This is a genomic window from Coleofasciculus sp. G3-WIS-01 (assembly GCF_040223135.1).
Classification (GTDB): domain Bacteria; phylum Cyanobacteriota; class Cyanobacteriia; order Cyanobacteriales; family Coleofasciculaceae; genus Coleofasciculus.
Genome location: NZ_JAVJZI010000124.1, coordinates 45,553 through 61,255, shown reverse-complemented (window position 1 = coordinate 61,255; position 15,703 = coordinate 45,553). Strand labels below are relative to the sequence as shown.

General features: G+C 44.1%; 17 protein-coding genes and 1 pseudogene. 3 read left to right on the top strand and 15 right to left on the bottom strand.

What is annotated here, in order from left to right:
* Positions 1 to 56: 56 nt before the first annotated feature.
* The 3 genes from RIM23_RS12560 to RIM23_RS12550 all read right to left on the bottom strand — a co-directional run bounded on the left by RIM23_RS12560 (position 57) and on the right by RIM23_RS12550 (position 2,316).
* A complete protein-coding gene (locus tag RIM23_RS12560) occupies positions 57 to 512 on the bottom strand; it encodes an RNA recognition motif domain-containing protein (protein ID WP_446339214.1) in 456 nt (151 codons plus the stop codon).
* A 381-nt stretch (positions 513 to 893) separates the two neighbouring features.
* Positions 894 to 1,583 (bottom strand): 16S rRNA (guanine(527)-N(7))-methyltransferase RsmG, encoded by a 690-nt coding sequence (gene rsmG / locus RIM23_RS12555; protein ID WP_446367526.1) that lies wholly within the window; start codon positions 1,581 to 1,583, stop codon positions 894 to 896.
* A gap of 64 nt (positions 1,584 to 1,647) precedes the next feature.
* Positions 1,648 to 2,316 carry an ABC transporter ATP-binding protein gene (locus RIM23_RS12550; RefSeq protein ID WP_446367524.1) on the bottom strand — a complete coding sequence of 223 codons (669 nt, stop codon included), beginning with the start codon at positions 2,314 to 2,316 and terminating at the stop codon, positions 1,648 to 1,650.
* Positions 2,317 to 2,443: 127 nt separating this feature from the next.
* On the opposite strand from RIM23_RS12550, the gene RIM23_RS12545 reads away from it, so the two are divergent.
* On the top strand, positions 2,444 to 3,370 hold the full coding sequence (locus RIM23_RS12545; protein ID WP_446367522.1) for a Sll0314/Alr1548 family TPR repeat-containing protein: 927 nt from the start codon (positions 2,444 to 2,446) through the stop codon (positions 3,368 to 3,370).
* A 125-nt stretch (positions 3,371 to 3,495) separates the two neighbouring features.
* On the opposite strand, the pseudogene RIM23_RS12540 reads toward RIM23_RS12545, so the two are convergent.
* The 3 genes and pseudogenes from RIM23_RS12540 to RIM23_RS12530 form a co-directional block, all read right to left on the bottom strand.
* Positions 3,496 to 3,957 (bottom strand): annotated as a pseudogene (locus RIM23_RS12540) (SDR family NAD(P)-dependent oxidoreductase); the annotation flags it as partial.
* Positions 3,927 to 4,319, bottom strand: a complete 393-nt coding sequence (locus tag RIM23_RS12535; RefSeq protein ID WP_446367520.1) for a hypothetical protein — start codon at positions 4,317 to 4,319, stop codon at positions 3,927 to 3,929. The gene RIM23_RS12535 and the pseudogene RIM23_RS12540, both read right to left, overlap by 31 nt.
* A 107-nt stretch (positions 4,320 to 4,426) precedes the next feature.
* A complete protein-coding gene (locus RIM23_RS12530; RefSeq protein WP_446367518.1) occupies positions 4,427 to 6,184 on the bottom strand; it encodes a peroxidase family protein in 1,758 nt (585 codons plus the stop codon).
* Positions 6,185 to 6,872: 688 nt separating this feature from the next.
* Between RIM23_RS12530 and RIM23_RS12525 the strand changes: the two genes are divergently transcribed.
* Together RIM23_RS12525 and msrP are read left to right on the top strand one after the other, a co-directional pair.
* Positions 6,873 to 8,000, top strand: coding sequence for an SdrD B-like domain-containing protein (locus RIM23_RS12525; protein WP_446367517.1), 1,128 nt, complete (start codon positions 6,873 to 6,875; stop codon positions 7,998 to 8,000).
* Positions 8,001 to 8,214: 214 nt separating this feature from the next.
* Complete coding sequence (gene msrP / locus RIM23_RS12520; protein ID WP_446367516.1) at positions 8,215 to 9,198, top strand: protein-methionine-sulfoxide reductase catalytic subunit MsrP; 984 nt, start codon at positions 8,215 to 8,217, stop codon at positions 9,196 to 9,198.
* 219 nt (positions 9,199 to 9,417) lie between these two features.
* On the opposite strand, the gene RIM23_RS12515 is transcribed toward msrP, so the two are convergent.
* The 9 genes from RIM23_RS12515 to RIM23_RS12475 all read right to left on the bottom strand — a co-directional run bounded on the left by RIM23_RS12515 (position 9,418) and on the right by RIM23_RS12475 (position 15,509).
* Positions 9,418 to 10,917, bottom strand: a complete 1,500-nt coding sequence (locus tag RIM23_RS12515) for a glycosyl hydrolase family 57 (protein WP_446367514.1) — start codon at positions 10,915 to 10,917, stop codon at positions 9,418 to 9,420.
* A gap of 72 nt (positions 10,918 to 10,989) precedes the next feature.
* Positions 10,990 to 11,490: a hypothetical protein gene (locus RIM23_RS12510; RefSeq protein WP_446367513.1), complete on the bottom strand. Its 501-nt coding sequence runs from the start codon at positions 11,488 to 11,490 to the stop codon at positions 10,990 to 10,992.
* A gap of 126 nt (positions 11,491 to 11,616) precedes the next feature.
* On the bottom strand, positions 11,617 to 12,117 hold the full coding sequence (locus tag RIM23_RS12505; RefSeq protein WP_446367511.1) for a type IV pilin-like G/H family protein: 501 nt from the start codon (positions 12,115 to 12,117) through the stop codon (positions 11,617 to 11,619).
* A gap of 176 nt (positions 12,118 to 12,293) precedes the next feature.
* Positions 12,294 to 12,737: a type IV pilin-like G/H family protein gene (locus RIM23_RS12500; protein ID WP_446367509.1), complete on the bottom strand. Its 444-nt coding sequence runs from the start codon at positions 12,735 to 12,737 to the stop codon at positions 12,294 to 12,296.
* Positions 12,738 to 12,798: 61 nt separating this feature from the next.
* Positions 12,799 to 12,942, bottom strand: a complete 144-nt coding sequence (locus RIM23_RS12495) for a hypothetical protein (RefSeq protein ID WP_446367508.1) — start codon at positions 12,940 to 12,942, stop codon at positions 12,799 to 12,801.
* Between the two features lie 11 nt (positions 12,943 to 12,953).
* A complete protein-coding gene (locus RIM23_RS12490; RefSeq protein ID WP_446367506.1) occupies positions 12,954 to 13,103 on the bottom strand; it encodes a hypothetical protein in 150 nt (49 codons plus the stop codon).
* A gap of 348 nt (positions 13,104 to 13,451) precedes the next feature.
* Positions 13,452 to 13,676 carry a hypothetical protein gene (locus RIM23_RS12485; RefSeq protein WP_446367504.1) on the bottom strand — a complete coding sequence of 75 codons (225 nt, stop codon included), beginning with the start codon at positions 13,674 to 13,676 and terminating at the stop codon, positions 13,452 to 13,454.
* A gap of 520 nt (positions 13,677 to 14,196) precedes the next feature.
* The gene (locus tag RIM23_RS12480; RefSeq protein WP_446367502.1) at positions 14,197 to 14,859 is read right to left on the bottom strand and encodes a type IV pilin-like G/H family protein; all 663 of its coding nucleotides are present in this window, start codon (positions 14,857 to 14,859) and stop codon (positions 14,197 to 14,199) included.
* A 5-nt stretch (positions 14,860 to 14,864) separates the two neighbouring features.
* The gene (locus RIM23_RS12475; protein ID WP_446367500.1) at positions 14,865 to 15,509 is read right to left on the bottom strand and encodes a hypothetical protein; all 645 of its coding nucleotides are present in this window, start codon (positions 15,507 to 15,509) and stop codon (positions 14,865 to 14,867) included.
* Positions 15,510 to 15,703 lie beyond the last annotated feature (194 nt).

Genomic DNA, 15,703 nt, shown 5'->3' with positions numbered 1-15,703 from the left:
CGCCGCCTTTGTCTGTGTTCGAGTTAAGTGGGTTTGACTTTTGATTCAGACCAACTCTAGGAATTATTCGGTTGTGCCGCCAAAAGTTCCTTGAGTTTTGCCAAATCAGCCGCCCACCGGGGGTCAGGTTGAACTGAACCAGAATCGGGTGTTTGGGAGGGGGAAGAACTCCGTTTGGATTTTTTATTACCCCCTCCCCGACGTCCAGGAGCACTACCACCACCTCCAGATGGGCGAGATTCCTCCTCACTGGCACTTTTTGACTTGGGCTGGGCTTTTTCGATTTTCAAGGTGCTGTCTTTAAAGACGTGACCGTTGAATTGCTCAATAATTTGCTCAGCCAACTCATCATTGGGAACGGTGACAAAGCCAAAGCCGCGACATTTTCCCGTTTTGCGATCTTTAATCACTTTTGTGGAAACCGATGGACTCGCTTCAGCAAAAATTGCTTGCAGTTCATCGCGATCAACGGGTTCTTTAGGCAGGTTGCCAACGTAAAGACGAACGGACATGAGAGATACCTCCAGATGTGATTGAAATTCAAATCCATGAGCATACACCAGCAATTGGGGTAGCTCAGGATCGAGAAAATGGATGAACTATTGCTACGTCCAGATATTTTTCCACTGATCCTGACCAACCTCAACAGCACAGACTGATGTAATAAAATCAAACTCTTTTGACCATTTACACGGTTTAGCTACGATCCTTTTATGAACTCCGGGTCGTAATTATTAGGTTTGAAGCTAATGCTTGGGCTTATATCTCTAATTATTACAGAATATTTACACTATTGTTAACCTAACACAAATTGCCGCAGGCAAGCTAGTATAACAGAAATATTTGGGTTTTTAACCAGATGTGAGCGATTGAGGACTCACGAGTAGGGCTAATCAAGTCGGATCAGGGATAACTCTTAAGGACAAACAGTGGCGGACGCTATGAGATAGGGGCGTGGTAAAGGATTCAACCGATGCGATCGCACCTCCTAATTGTTTGACTGTCCCCTTGAGATCATCAGTTTCCGCCTCTGTCCAGTGACCCCGATACAAAATCCCTAAACCCCCCGGTTTCAGGAAGGGTAAAGCGTAGTCCGCACAAGCCGATGCCGAACTCACGGCACGAACGAGGGCGATATCATACCGTTGGCGATGGTGACGTTGTTGTCCAACTTTTTCTGCCCGACCGAGTACAGTGGTAGCATTAGGGATGGCTAACTGGGGAATCAGGGTATCGAGAAAGGTAATTTTTTTGCGCGTCGAATCGAGTAAGGTCACTGAACTCGAAGGAAGCGCGATCGCGACAGGCAATCCCGGAAATCCTGCACCTGTACCAATATCAATAATTTTCAGCGGTTTCTCCTCCCCTGACAACAGAGAAACCACCCCTCGTAGCGAATCCCATAAATGCTTTTCCCAAAATTCCTCCGGTTGGGTGATGCGGGTTAAATTCAACTGACGATTCCCTGCCACAATCTCAGCATACAGGCGCTGAAACTGCTGGTGTTGACTCTCGGTAGGTTGCCAATTTAAGGTTTCTTGCCAAACCTCAACCATCTCCGGGAGCAATTGTGTATTGTTCATCCGACTGTTCCCTGTTAAGAGTTCCCTGTTTTCTGTTCCCTGTCTAATGACAAACGACAAATGACTAATGACTCTTGACAGCCGCTTTTTGTCCCAGACTAGCCCGGTCAACGGAGTTAAGTTCACCCTGTTGGATTGTCCAACAGCAGTCAGCAATTTGCAATAACTCACCCGCATCGTGAGTCACAACCAGTAAAGTCCAATGGGACTTGAGTTTTAAGAGCAAACTTGCTAGCTGGCGGCGCATTGACCAATCCAGTCCGGCTGTTGGTTCGTCTAACATTAATACTGTTGGTTGGCGAATCAATTGAACCGCTAAGGCTAAACGTCGCTGTTGACCGCCACTGAGAGCATGAGGAGACGTATACAGAGAAATCTCACCGAGTCCAACTTCACTTAAAGCTTCCTGAACCCGTTCTGAACCCAATTCTGGGTGTCCCATTCGCAATTCCTCTAGCACCGTACTCCCACAAAAGTGCCGTTCAGGAAACTGAAACACCAATCCGGCGAGCTGTTGTAAGTGATCAGGCGTCAGTTCCTGTTCACCCCAGAATATATCGCCCGATGTCGCTTGAGCTAAACCTGCCAAAATTTCCAATAAAGTGGTTTTGCCAGACCCACTGCGACCGATAATCAGTCCTAGTTGTTGCGGTGCGAGTGTTAGAGTCAGACCTTTTAAGATAGCGGTGGGGGTAGCGGGCGGGTGATAAGTTATATTTTTGAGATAAAGCATCCAAATCCGTTAAGCAAAAAGATGGTCGGATCTTTTTCATTGTGGCATCGATTGTCTTAGGATTGCGGACGGAACCTCCAATTCCCGCCAACGTCGAACGTTACCAGACATTAGTTGTAGTTAAGACATGAATCATTGGTTGCCAACCCCCCGACGAACCGTAAACGCTTTAGCTGGTGCAGCGATGATGGTTGTCAGTTTTTGGGTGACTCCGAGTTTAGCTGGCGATCCCTTTCGTCCCAGTAATCCCCGCAATATTGGCGATAATACGGAAGCGGCATTTGAATCGATTTTCAAACAGGGTGATTATCAAGCCGCCAAGGACTACCTCCAGCAAGCTAAAGCGAGTGAGGGCAATGATCCGCTAGTCTATGCCATGCTCGCTGCGATCGCGTACACTGAGCGAGAGTTAGAAACCCTGAATAATTACGCCACAAAAACCCGAACCACGGCTGAACAACTGATCACATCTGATCCACTACGCGGTAATCTTTACACCGCTGTCGGTCACTTTTTAGAAGGAACCTATAATTTTGAAAAAGAAGGTCCGGTTAGAGCGCTGAGTAAACTCCAGAAAGTCTTTCAATATTTAGACGCCGCCAAAGCAATTGATGCTACAGATCCAGAACTCAACTTGCTCACCGGTCACATGGATTTGATGTTAGCTGTCAATGTCCCCTTTGCTGACCCCGCTAATGCCATTGAAAAGTTAGAAACTCATGGCTATCCCAAATATCTGACGTATCGGGGGATTGCCGTTGCTTATCGAGATTTGAAAAAATATTCTCAGGCGATGGATTATGTCGAACGCGCTTTGGCAATGACGCCGGATAATCCCGAAGTTTTATACCTGAAAGCCCAAATTTTAGTCCATCAAGATAAACCGGAAGCAGCGCTAGACTACTTTAAAAAAGCCTTAGAAAAATCGGATCAACTTCCCAATTATTCTACGGGTCAAATTGTCTACGAGCAATGTAAAGTGCAAGAAGAGGTTGATAATATAGATCGAGATTGTCGGGGAGAACGAAACCGCGCAAGAGTTGGTAATTACTGAGGATTAGTGGAAGATGGGAGAGCCGGCTTGTAGTAAGCACTTTAGTGCTATAAAGCCTAGCTGGAGAGGGCTTTAGCCCTCACTACAAAACAAATCTATTCCACAATTTTAGCTGTGTCAGTCCACTACTTACTTGCCTTACGCTGTGATTTGATGGCTTTAGCTGTCATTCTATCAACCCAGGCTGGCGCAATTAATTTTAACCATAACCCAAAACGCCCTTTGGGAGTCATAACTAATTCTCGCCGACGCTGTACCATCGCCTGAAGAATCTGATTCACGCACTCTTCTACAGACATGGCTTGGTGCGATTCATTTTGTAAACTGGCTTGTATTGGTGTACCGTCTCCACCTAAGACGCGATACGTTCTGAACGAACAGGCTTCGCCAACGCGAATCGTTGTGGCGACGAATCCCGGTGAAACCACCAACACATCTACCCCCGTCTCCCGTAACTCAATCCGTAGGGTATCAAAAAAGCCTTGCATCGCGTGTTTACTGGCGACATAACCGCTGCGGGTGGGAACCCCATTACCACAGAGGGAAGAAATGGCGACTAATAATCCGGGTTCTCCTGGACTTTGGGGAGAAACCCCACTTGATCCTCAGAAATTTCAATAAGATCAAAGCTATTAATTTCATATCTTAAATCGTAAATATCAAATAAAAAAATCATTAATTCCCGAGTGAATTCTCGTTGGGGAGAAGTTGGATGAATTTGATTCATCAACTCTTCTATATTTTCCTGCTGTCCAGTTATTACATTTTCTTTGACAAGATCTTGAATTTCTTTTAAATCTTGTGGATTATAGTTATCGTATTCAGTCAGTTGTTGAGCCGTATTGTATTTACTAGCATCAAGCTCACCTGCCAATGTTTTTAATCCGTAACCATTCAGGGATAATTCAACCAAGAATATCAGCAGTAAATTCGCTAAAACTGTTTTCATTAAAATAAACATAGCATTTGCCCCTACATTAGATACTTATAGCACTTTCTGGTCTGATGTGATACCTGGATAAGGGCGCAAGCTTTGCGCCCCTACAGGATGAATCGCTAGATTGATTGGGAATCTCCTTTGTTGGTGGATTGACGCTGACGTAATTGCCCCAAACTACCGCCGAAAACCCCGACTAAAAACAATCCGAATAGTGCGGAAGGTTCTGGCACATCTTTGGCGATAATAAACGCATTATCCTGAATTGTCGTAATATCCGTATTGCGGACAATAATATCCGAAAGCGTCGTATCGCCAATATCTGGTACTAAATTCAGGAGATCCTGATCCGCCAGATAAAAGAAGCGATCGCCATCCTGTAAACGCTGGAATTGATCTGAGATAATTACATTGAACAGTTCGCCAACCATCCCACCTTTATATGCGTCTTCGGCAATCCCACCCATCCACAAATCGACTAAATCAATGTTATCCTGACCATCGGTTGTGCCGTAAATATCTCGGAAGCGCTGGGCAATTTCGGCGTTGGATGTAATTTGATCAAAACTCGTGTATCCGCCTAAACCCAACCCCCGACGCGCTGCATTATAACCGGGAAGTCCATGATCTCGTCCCCGTTGGATATTCACAGCGGGTAAATCCAATCCACCGTTTCCGGCTGGGAAGAGGAAATTCCGGACATCATCGACGATGAATGCATCAATAGTTTGCGATTTTTGAGAGGCTAATCCTAACAGCAACGAATCAATCCCGTTATTGGTAATTTCTTGGAGATTAAAGAAACTATTTCTCAGGGAAATACTACCCGCCGATGTGCCATCATTGTTGATCCGTTGCAATTCTGGGGATAGCATGGTGTGACCGACTCGGTAGGCGGCGGTAGAGAATTCGTTGCTGATACTGGGGTTTACGGTTTCATCGTAGCGACTATAGGGATCGATCGCCCCCTCACCCAAGAGTAAAGGCAAAAACTCATTGTAGGTAATTGCCTGAATTTGGGCACTGACAATCCTACGGGCGGTTTGATAGATATAATCGTCTACAGAAAGTCCAGCGTTAGCCGCTTTTTCGGGAGTTGTCGGATCAGCCACAATCTCCTCGGCTAACCGATTGTGTTCCCGCACAAACAGGGTATGAACTGCTGTTAAGCCAATCTGTTCATTTGCCCGCGCATCCCCAGCGATAAATAGATTGTCAGGGCTGACACCAAAGGGATTGGCATTCGGTAAATTTTCGGTATTAAATGGTAATAGATTACCTGCACTGGTTTTGAGTTTTCCGCCGTCTCCAGTTCGCAAAAAATGCGCCCGTTCTAAGTCTGATCCATAGACACTCGACCCATCAATATAAGCTGTAATCGCGTTAACTTGTTGGCGGGGATTATTACTATCTGTACCCGTTCCTGGTGCGGCGGCATTTCTGCGGAAGGGAATCTCTGATCCAGGGGTAAAGGTTAAATCATTCTCTGGAACGATAATGGGTAACGGTTCTGCACCTTCAGGCGGATCTGTCAAGTCGAGATCATGATCGATGAATTGTCCCCATTGCCATAGCCAATCGCTGGCGTGGAAGGGATTGGGGAGTGATCCGGGTTGAGATGCGATCGCTTTACTAATGGCGCGAGGGTTGGGGCGATTCACACCCGCAGGCGCAGAAATTCCATCACTGTAATCGGGTTCGAGGAGTCGAATCAGTTCAATTTCGGCTTGACCCCAAGTAGGATTATCCAGGTTATTGTTTGACCCGTCAATTGAGCGAAATTCTATGGCTTGGGCGGGTAGGGATACCGCAAATCCTAGGCTAGCAAAACTGGTTAGGGTGAGAAGAGTTTGACGGATTTTGTGAGCAGTCATCATAGCTTAATTACACCTCTGATTGTGATAAATGCACTGATGAATTATTTTCCCACCCATTCCTATTACTAGGATAGGAAGCCATTAGACATTAATGTAACGATGTCACTGTCGATGGACAGGCTGACAGTAGCAACTAACATAACGCTAACGTTCTACATATTACTCTCAAATGGACAGTCCTTTTTATTCAAACAATCGGATTTTGTTGCAATTCTTTACACAATAACTCAGGGGGTATCTATAAGTGAAGAGGTGTTGAACTCCGGGAAACTTTACAAAAACTTTAAAAAACTCCGTTGTGAGTTCACGCAATCTTAATAATAGTCCCGTGGCTACAAAATTTATCAAAAAATTCACAGATCCCAAGGTGTAAACGTCTTAGTTGTAACAGTAATCGTTACAGACGGTATCGCATTTGGTCGGGGCGGGTTTAGTCGCATCTGGGTTAACAAAGAAAGGATAGTCGTCAAACCCGCCCCTACTGCCGTGAACGTCAGATTCCGATTACGAGGATAGGATGTCCTCATACATCAATCTAACGATGTCACCGCCTGTGGACACGCCAGCAGTGGGAACCCCCCACATCAATTTGTAAAGGTTTGCAACAAAAACTCATTTTTTGCATAAAGAAGACTGTTTACTTATGAGTAATAGCTAGAAAATAGCGGTCAAGGAGGTATTACTACTCATGAACTCTGAGATTAACGGCAAGGTTTGGCAAGATCTGAATAGTAATGGATTCCAGGATAGTTTTGAACCCGGAATCGCCGATTGGACGGTTTACTTAGACGAGAATCAAAATGGTGAACTTGATGTTGGAGAATACTCAACTCTAACCAATGAATATGGGGAATATAGTTTCTTTGGTTTAGAATCAGGCATCTATACAGTTGCCCAAACCGTACTCCCCGGATGGCAACAGCTTTCTCCTCACCCGAACAGCAATAAAGAACGGCTGTTTGTGATTCCCGATGATGGATACAATCAGATTGTTGAGTTAAATCCCTTAACCGGTACAGAAATTTATCGATTTACAGCACCAACTTGGATTGGTGGTAGATTTAACGGCTTGGCGTTTAATGGAACACGATTATTCTTAACCAATGAGTCTAATCAGTTATGGGAACTTGATCCAAATACGGGGGCGGTAATTGATGATTACTGGGTTAACCGGGGCGGTGGCTTTGGCGGTTTAGCTACCTTAGGAAGTAAGGTTTATCTGCTCGATTCTTGGGCGAGTGACATTATCGAATTTGATCCGATTCGTGAGGAAGTTACTAATGTTCTCGATATCGATCAGATTAATCCCGGTGTCTATTTAAAGGGTGGATTATCGGGGGATACTGGATTGAGTTCCGTAACTCCGGGTGTTTTTACTGATACGGGGATAATTGGTGACAATGGGAATCCCTACACCCCTAATTTTATTCCCGGTTCGGATGTAGACTTCTATAAGGTGGAACTCTCTCGCCGAGAACGGATCACGATTGATATTGATGCCCAGACAGTCGGTTCCAAGTTAGACGCCGAATTGCGATTATTTGATTTCATGGGCAGGGAAGTTGCTTCTAGTACCAATAATTTAGCACCCGGAGAAACAAAGTTTAGTGGAGATCCTTATCTCGACTTTACCGCATCTAATCCGGGTACTTACTATATCGGTGTTAGTAGTCAGGGCAATCGGTACAATCCAGCTATCCCGAATAGTGGTTTTGGTAATAGCAGTGGCGGATACAATATTAAAGATGATTTCCCCACGGAATTAAACATCACCACCGATGAAGTAACCAACAGTTACGCCTTCAGTTTCATTTAGAATAGCAAATCATCTTAAGTTTGTAGTCAGCGCTTTAGCGCTTCTAGCACTTTAGTGCTGCTCGCATAATTACATTGTTGTCATTTTGGCGATAACGTAGGGTGTAATAGGCTGAGTTGGGAAACCCAGCCTTCAGTTAGACGCTAAAACAGGTTAATATTTTCATACAGGCGTGATTTAAATCACGCCGCCGCGCCGTCAACATTGTTTCCCAATGACCCTTATCCGCGTTCCCCAATCCTGGGAAATTCCCGAAAACCAAATCACCCCCGAAGCCGTTTACTTCAATCGGCGTCGCTTTCTCAAAACCCTAGTCGGTGCGAGTATTCTCCCCATCCTGGGATGTCAATCCGCCGCCGATTCAGAAACCAATCAAGCCCTAGCCGCTACCCTAAATCAACCGACGGTAAAACCTCTTAACACCAATCCCGCATTTGCCAGGGTTGAGCGTCCCATCACTAATGAGTTACTGGCGGGACAATATAATAACTTCTATGAATTTGGCAGTGGCAAATCGATATGGCAAGCGGCGCAAGCTTTACCCACAGATGAGTGGACGGTTGAAGTTACAGGATTGGTGAAAAACCCCCGCACCTACGATTTAGACGATTTACGTAAAAAATTCCCCTTAGAAGAACGCATCTATCGCTTCCGTTGTGTCGAAGCTTGGTCAATGGCATTGCCATGGCTGGGATTTCCGATGCGATTATTAATGGCAGAGGTTGAACCCACGTCTAAAGCGAAATTTGTTCGATTTACATCTTACGACAATCCTCAAATTAGAATCGGTCCGGCGTGGTCATTTAGTGGTAAACTACCTTGGCCCTACACGGAAGGATTAACGGTAGAGGAAATGGCGAATGATTTGGCATTTTTTGCCCTGGGGATTTATGGTCATTTTCTGCCGAAACAGCATGGGGCACCGATTCGAGAGGTTGTGCCGTGGAAGTATGGGTTTAAGGGGGCTAAGTCTATTGTCAAGATTGAATTTGTTGAGACTCAACCGGCGACATTTTGGAATACGTTAATTCCCTACGAGTACGAGTTTGAGGCAAATGTAGAGCCGGATGTGTCACACCCTCGTTGGTCCCAAGCGACGGAAAAGTTTGTTGGTGCAGGACCTAATTTTTCCTGGGAAAGACGGGAAACTCTTCCCTATAACGGGTATGGGGAATATGTGGCACAGTTGTATGGTTAAATTTAGCTGTCCCTGGCGCTTAGAAAGGGAGGCTGAGCCTCAAGATGAGCATTCCCAGGCAGGGAGGCAGAGCCTCAAGATTAGCATTCCCAGGCAGGGAGGCAGAGCCTCAAGATGAGCATTCCCAGGCTGAGCCTGGGAACGAGGGCAACGAGGGGAACGAGGGCTGACGAGGGCAACGAGGGCTGAGCCTGGGAACGAGGGAGCCGAGGGAAATGACTAATCCCGAATAATTGCTTCACCACGTTGGTAGAGTTCACGGGCATAATCTGTCCAGGTTCCTTGTCCCCAATAGCGAAAACAACTGGTTTCTAGTAACAACGTGTACAATAACGCTTGCTGATAATCACTCCGCTTAGTCACGGAGGTATCTTGCTGCACTAAGGGGTCATATTTCAGATGAAACGCCGCACTAAGTTTATTCATGGGTTCTAATACATTTTCATAGCCTTTAACCCAACTTAAATCATTTGTCCATGATGCCCCATCGACATGGAATTGATGATCCGTGGCTGTCAATTCTGCAATCGCATTTCCTACCGCGTCGGGTGTAATGTTATCCAAATCGACTCGTTGCCAAATTTTGTGCTGACCAACGGCTTGACAAGGAGGATAGTCCTCTGGATTAACACCCCCTGCTTCAAGTAACTCTAAATACTCCGTCCCATTCATCGGCACGACACCTGTTTTTCCGCCCCCTTGGTCACGGATTTCATGGTAAATGCGAAACAAATCACGGGGATATTCGTTCATCATCACGCCCCCATTTTCCCCATCGGCAATTTGCGTGACTAAGGAGGGAATAGAATGACTGCCAATTGACTGCTTACCCCGCCCCTTTGCCTCAAAATAGGGCTGCATTTGTGCCACTAATTTGGTATCTGATCCTTGCGTTTTAACCAAAATTGTGATAGAAATTGTTTCTCCCTGAGAATTGCGAGCGACTAAACGATTGGGGACATATTTCTGATCCTGTGACAATCCCGAACCATCCAAATTTTCCAGAGAATGTTCCTGCACCATCAACCAGCGATAGCCACAGTCTTTCAGGGCTTTGATGTATTCATACAAACTATCGGGGTGATTGGGTAAATGCATCTCTGGTGGAGAGAAGCCTTTGACTCGCTTTAGTGCATCGTAGCCAAAAATAGCGGCAAAATAATGTTGCCATGCCTGAATATGCAGTTTAATATCTGGAATTGGGGTAGAGGGAACAACCGCATGACTCCACATCGTTCCCAGCCATTCCACATAAGGCTGATAAGCGCGATCGCAGGTAATCCGCTTAAGATTATTCAGGATATCCTCCCGCCCCATTTGCTGGAATCCCCACAACAAATTACCCGAATAGTCCAGCATAATCCGAGGATTGCACCCCTCAGCAACCAGTTGGGGAATAAAATCACCCATACGACGATAACACCCAGCGAAGGGTTCGGCATTGTGGTTATCCCCTTCCTGGGGATGTTCAAACATGTATTGAAGATTGCTAATCAATTCACCATTCGCACCCGCCGGAATCGTGGGTTGGTGCATGTGTAAGGCGCAAGCGAATCCTGAAGTGATATCCTCGAGGCGCAGATTGGTTGTGGGTAAAAATACAGGTTCATCTTGTTGCACCACTGCCCGAATGTTTTCTTCCCACCCACAAATAGTGGGTAATCCTGATTGTAATTCTGCTAAAGCGGGTTGATTCGGGGTTGAGGTTACTGCACTCATGATCCTTTCCTCGATGATTGTGCTATTGCTAGCATACACGAAGGTTTTAAGAAGGCAGAAACACAACAGAGATCAATCTGCTAATTTTTGCGGTGGTATACCGAGGAATTGGCGAATGAGGTTGACTGTCTCCAGCTTTTGCTGTAGTGATGTTTCTCCCGATGGGATAGACAAGTGCTTACCCGATTTCAAAATGAGCGCGATTTTATAGTGCGCCATCTTATCCTGATTCCAGCTTGTGGATTTTACCTGTATCTGGAAAATATCGCTAAGGGGATACAAGGTAACTTGCGTTTTAAATAATCCCCGCCGTTTGATGAATAGACTGTTTGTGTCTTTATCAAAGTGATACGTGAAAACCCTGCCGAAAAAAAGGAGGAATACCAGACTCAAAATTATATTAAATGCGAACAATAAATATAAGCCTAACATATAAATAATCCAAGGGAAGACGAAGCGACCAAGAACCATAAGCAAAGGAACGCTGAACACTAAGCATCCGGAAAGTTTCCAAATAAAATAGGGGCGGTGTCGGAGTTTCAGTTGAGTTGATGTTTTTTCTAAAATAACCATAGTTCATCAGTCCTAATTTAATAATCAAACTGTAGGGGCGCAAGGCTTGCGCCCTTCCCTAAATACCTTATTTGATGTAAGTAACCCTAGATTAATTAAGTAGTTTGAGGATTGTTAAATCTATTCCTATCTGGATAAATCGGTTGTCCCCTCACCGCAAGCCAGTTCACCATTTTGATAGGTAGGTGTGGTAGGTTTGATTGAACCCGGTGTATCCGCTTCACACAGAATAGCAACTGTCGTTATTTCATCTGATACCGCCTCAGAATTAACGTCAGTTGCGGGAACAGCAAAAACAGCACCGACATAACTCGGAACTTGGTCATGACGAGATATTCCATAGTTAAATGCAGTATTGTCAGTTGTTTCGGTTGAGTAGAGATAGTTTGTCGTTTCAGTTTGAATACCCAAACCTAGATCAGGAATATTACCACTGAATTTTTGTTCATCTAAATAGTAATATTGCTGGGCGCGATTCATTGAGACAATATATTGTTTTCCTTCGGATTCTTCAGGAAAATTTGCTTGATTTAAAAATGAAGGTATAGATAAGCAAATCAATCCAGCAAAAAGCCACATAAATGCAAGACAGGCTTTCAAGTTAGTTGAGTCTGATGTTCCGTACATGAGATTAGTATTGAACTCTACATCTTGATGAAACAGGTAACGCTTTGAGATATCGACGGACAAGTTTGAGAACTTATCGACTTATCCTCGACTTGATTTGGGGAAGTTAGTAGTAAGGGATGCGAGCCCTATATTCTGTTGGGCAGGAGGCGTCAACTGCCTTATCTGTATTATTCCTATCTGAATAAATCTGTTGTCCCCTCACCGCAAGACAGTTCACCATTTTGATAGGTAGGTGTGGTAGGTTTGATTGAACCTGGTGTATCCGCTTCACACAGAATAGCAACTGTCGTTATTTCATCTGATACCGCCTCAGAATTAACGTCAGTTGCTGGAACAGCAAAAACAGCACCGACATAACTAGGAATTTTGTCATGACGAGAGATCCCATAGTTAAATGCAGCATTTCCACTGCTGTGAGTTGATAGGAGATAGTTTAGCGTTTCACTCTGAATACCCAAACCTAGATCAGGAATATTGCTACTAAATTTTTGTTTAGCTAAATAGTAAGCTTGCTGGGCACGATTCATTGAGCCAACATATTGTCTTCCTTCTGCTTGTCTAGCTTTATCGCTACAAGAATGATTGAACAATGGGAGAATGAAGATTAGGCTAGACATGATGATCAACATCCATAAGCATCCACAGGCAATCGATGTGTATGTATCATTTTTTTCCATACTATAAATCCTGTTGAGTGTTGATCAAAATGGCGACGGATTGGGATTCAATACCGAGAGTGAGGTTAAAACTTGTCCATAGCAGGAGTGCAACACATAAGAGGAATAGACTCAACCCTAAACTCCTGTAGTAACGCTTATTCATCCCATTCCATCTCAACGACTAACTAACAAACTATCTTCCTGACGAGACGAACGCGATCGCACTCGTTGTTCGGTGTTCATATCTGTTGGCTGAACCAAGAGTTCAAACCCAAATACTAGCAAAATCAGTAGTAAACCAATATAATAATGAGGTTCGTTCATTGTCCTTCATCCAGACTACCGTCTGGTTCATCTTTGTAAGCAAGGAATAATGTCATTTATCGGTTGACATCCTGGGTATCAACCCCTGGGGAATCAACAGCCTAATACATCCTGTCTATATTTTTGTTGTAATCGGAGGATATAGGCAGTAGTGGTTTTGTGTAGAGACATTCACAAATGTGCATTAGGATGAGGATGATGGATTTGACTCAACATCCTCATTCAACCTGGTGGTTATCGGAGTTTATGACTGAAAACTTTGAGAACTCATCGGCTTCTCATGGAGTAGTAGATGTTTAGAACCCCAACTTCTTCAAGAAATAGGGGTTCTGGGTTCGTGGCGCGTATCTACTCACTTTGAGAGGGTAAAGATTGAATCGGCGTCTGTGAACTGACTATATTATGAAATGTAGCGATAATCAAAGGTAAACCAATAGCCAGCGCCAGAATCAACGCAATCCACTTAAACCAAATCGCCTTAGGACGTCCTTTCGCCGGATACCCACAAATCATGCAAATTTCATCATTGGTGCTGGTTAGGGAACCACACACCTTACACGGTTCTAAAGCCATTGTTTTTCCGGAGGTGAAGCTATTCCCATTCTAGCGCCGCGTTTGTAGTTCGTAGTCAGGGCTTTAGCTTATCAACTCCTCGCCAGAAAACCTCTAAGTGCGATCGCACTCATCTCAATCTCATCCTCTAGAATACTCACAGGATTAAAAATTTGTAGCATAATTTAACAATTGCCTAAAGATAAGTTACACCAGTATTTGAGCAGATTTTATCCGGGTAGTTCTTCCGTACTTGTGGTGATAACCCAAGGTTATAATCTAGCCAGATCAAGATTTTCAGCCTTTCTCTATCATTTATTTTGTATAATTTGCTACTATTTACACCAAGCATCCGGGATAGCCACGCTTCGGTAATGCCCCCTAGGAAATTATGTGAACTGTTCCATAGATTTCACCGTGAAATCGGGCGCACGTCGGTGCGCCCCTACCGTCTCATCCAGCCAATTATGTCTGCCACATCACCCCGAAATTAACTCTTAATTGTAGTCAGTACAAACTACTACCTATCTAGTCTTGATAATTACTCCTGATATTCTTGGAAACCTTCTGGAGGAGGAAATGAACCAGATACAATATTGCCACAAATTTTCTCTATTTCTAAGTCAGGAGGGATAACAACTACTAGTGGAGGAGCGGTAGAAGGTTCTTGGCTTTCCCACAACAAAGCATTCATCATAGTTTCACAGACAAAAATAGTCCTTGGTTGAGTTGTAGCAAGGTCGGCAATTTCTGGAAAAAATACTAAGCCAACATAGGTTTTAAGGTTAGGTTTTTTAGGTAAACCTAGATTCATTACAATCGATATATTTTCCCATCTTTCATTTATCGAATGAGGTTCGACAAAGCGGTAACGACTCGGTTTTTCTGGTTGACCAAACAAAATGTGATAGCGATAGTTTTCTGTTTCCGCTGACCCTCTCAACCCCAAATTATCAAGTTTGTCAGAAAATTTGCTATTCTCAAGATAATAGGCTTGCTGCAATCGATTCATGCTCCCGACATATTCACGACCTTCTTTAATACTATTTTGGTAGTTTGTGAATTTTAATCCGGCTAAACTAACCACAATCAAAATTATGAATATCGCCAGTGATATAATAGAAGAGTTTTGCTCATACACACCTTTGTCATTATCTAAGTTGGTCAAATATTTAAATAGTTTAAATTTGCCATTATTGTTCATTTGAATTATGCCTTAACAATTACGTCGGAAAGAACCAGATTTTTAGGTACGTTACGGAACAGAGATCGATGAGGAATAAAGGCTGACTTTGTCGTCGCTTGTGCCAGAATGGTTTGGGCATCAATGCGATTTACTTCTGCCTGCAATAGCAGTAATGTGAACATTTGACTATTTTCAAATAGAAGACTGATATGCGGCGGCGGATTTTTTTGTTCGGCGAGTTGGTGATCGAGATTTTTCTTGAGTAAGGGAAACTGGGTGGTAATGTCCTGAAGTACGGCATCTTTACATTGATAGTTTGCTGTGCTTAAGGATGATTCTTGGTCACAACGCCAGTAATCAATAGCTAAGTTGTAAGCCTCAGCCGAACCTTGTAAAAGTTTGATAACTTTAGGATTCGTATCATTGGGAAGCTGTTTGACAGAACGATCAACATGTTCTACTAACGGAATCAATTTGTTAATATTGATTCCTCCGTCTGCTTTTGATTGAGTCTCTATTTCCTGCATCACTTCAATCACGGCGATTAGTTTTGGGTTAGGGGGTTGGGATTGTTGGGTGTTGCAGCTAGTTAAACTGAACAAAACTAGGGATAGAATCGGCGCTAAAGCGCAACTACGAACCAGCGCGATCGCGTGATAGTTCAGCATAAACTCACCTTTGATAAAGGACAAATGACGAATTACTAATTCATGGCATTACAATCAACGTATTATCCTCTCGTCGCAAAACATAAACTATTTGGTTGGGTGCGTGTGTTCATCTAGCTTTTCACCGGAAGCATAGTGGCGTGGCACAGCTAATTGGGTGGATTAGAATTGTAGGGGCGCCTCGTCTTGCACCC

What these genes read in the sequence shown, in the direction of transcription:
- RIM23_RS12560 (WP_446339214.1), bottom strand. Translation starts at nt 512, where the DNA reads ATGTCCGTTCGTCTTTACGTTGGCAACCTGCCTAAAGAACCCGTTGAT.
- rsmG (WP_446367526.1), bottom strand. Translation starts at nt 1,583, where the DNA reads ATGAACAATACACAATTGCTCCCGGAGATGGTTGAGGTTTGGCAAGAA.
- RIM23_RS12550 (WP_446367524.1), bottom strand. Translation starts at nt 2,316, where the DNA reads ATGCTTTATCTCAAAAATATAACTTATCACCCGCCCGCTACCCCCACC.
- RIM23_RS12545 (WP_446367522.1), top strand. Translation starts at nt 2,444, where the DNA reads ATGAATCATTGGTTGCCAACCCCCCGACGAACCGTAAACGCTTTAGCT.
- RIM23_RS12535 (WP_446367520.1), bottom strand. Translation starts at nt 4,319, where the DNA reads ATGAAAACAGTTTTAGCGAATTTACTGCTGATATTCTTGGTTGAATTA.
- RIM23_RS12530 (WP_446367518.1), bottom strand. Translation starts at nt 6,184, where the DNA reads ATGATGACTGCTCACAAAATCCGTCAAACTCTTCTCACCCTAACCAGT.
- RIM23_RS12525 (WP_446367517.1), top strand. Translation starts at nt 6,873, where the DNA reads ATGAACTCTGAGATTAACGGCAAGGTTTGGCAAGATCTGAATAGTAAT.
- msrP (WP_446367516.1), top strand. Translation starts at nt 8,215, where the DNA reads ATGACCCTTATCCGCGTTCCCCAATCCTGGGAAATTCCCGAAAACCAA.
- RIM23_RS12515 (WP_446367514.1), bottom strand. Translation starts at nt 10,917, where the DNA reads ATGAGTGCAGTAACCTCAACCCCGAATCAACCCGCTTTAGCAGAATTA.
- RIM23_RS12510 (WP_446367513.1), bottom strand. Translation starts at nt 11,490, where the DNA reads ATGGTTATTTTAGAAAAAACATCAACTCAACTGAAACTCCGACACCGC.
- RIM23_RS12505 (WP_446367511.1), bottom strand. Translation starts at nt 12,117, where the DNA reads ATGTACGGAACATCAGACTCAACTAACTTGAAAGCCTGTCTTGCATTT.
- RIM23_RS12500 (WP_446367509.1), bottom strand. Translation starts at nt 12,737, where the DNA reads ATGTCTAGCCTAATCTTCATTCTCCCATTGTTCAATCATTCTTGTAGC.
- RIM23_RS12495 (WP_446367508.1), bottom strand. Translation starts at nt 12,942, where the DNA reads ATGAATAAGCGTTACTACAGGAGTTTAGGGTTGAGTCTATTCCTCTTA.
- RIM23_RS12490 (WP_446367506.1), bottom strand. Translation starts at nt 13,103, where the DNA reads ATGAACGAACCTCATTATTATATTGGTTTACTACTGATTTTGCTAGTA.
- RIM23_RS12485 (WP_446367504.1), bottom strand. Translation starts at nt 13,676, where the DNA reads ATGGCTTTAGAACCGTGTAAGGTGTGTGGTTCCCTAACCAGCACCAAT.
- RIM23_RS12480 (WP_446367502.1), bottom strand. Translation starts at nt 14,859, where the DNA reads ATGAACAATAATGGCAAATTTAAACTATTTAAATATTTGACCAACTTA.
- RIM23_RS12475 (WP_446367500.1), bottom strand. Translation starts at nt 15,509, where the DNA reads ATGCTGAACTATCACGCGATCGCGCTGGTTCGTAGTTGCGCTTTAGCG.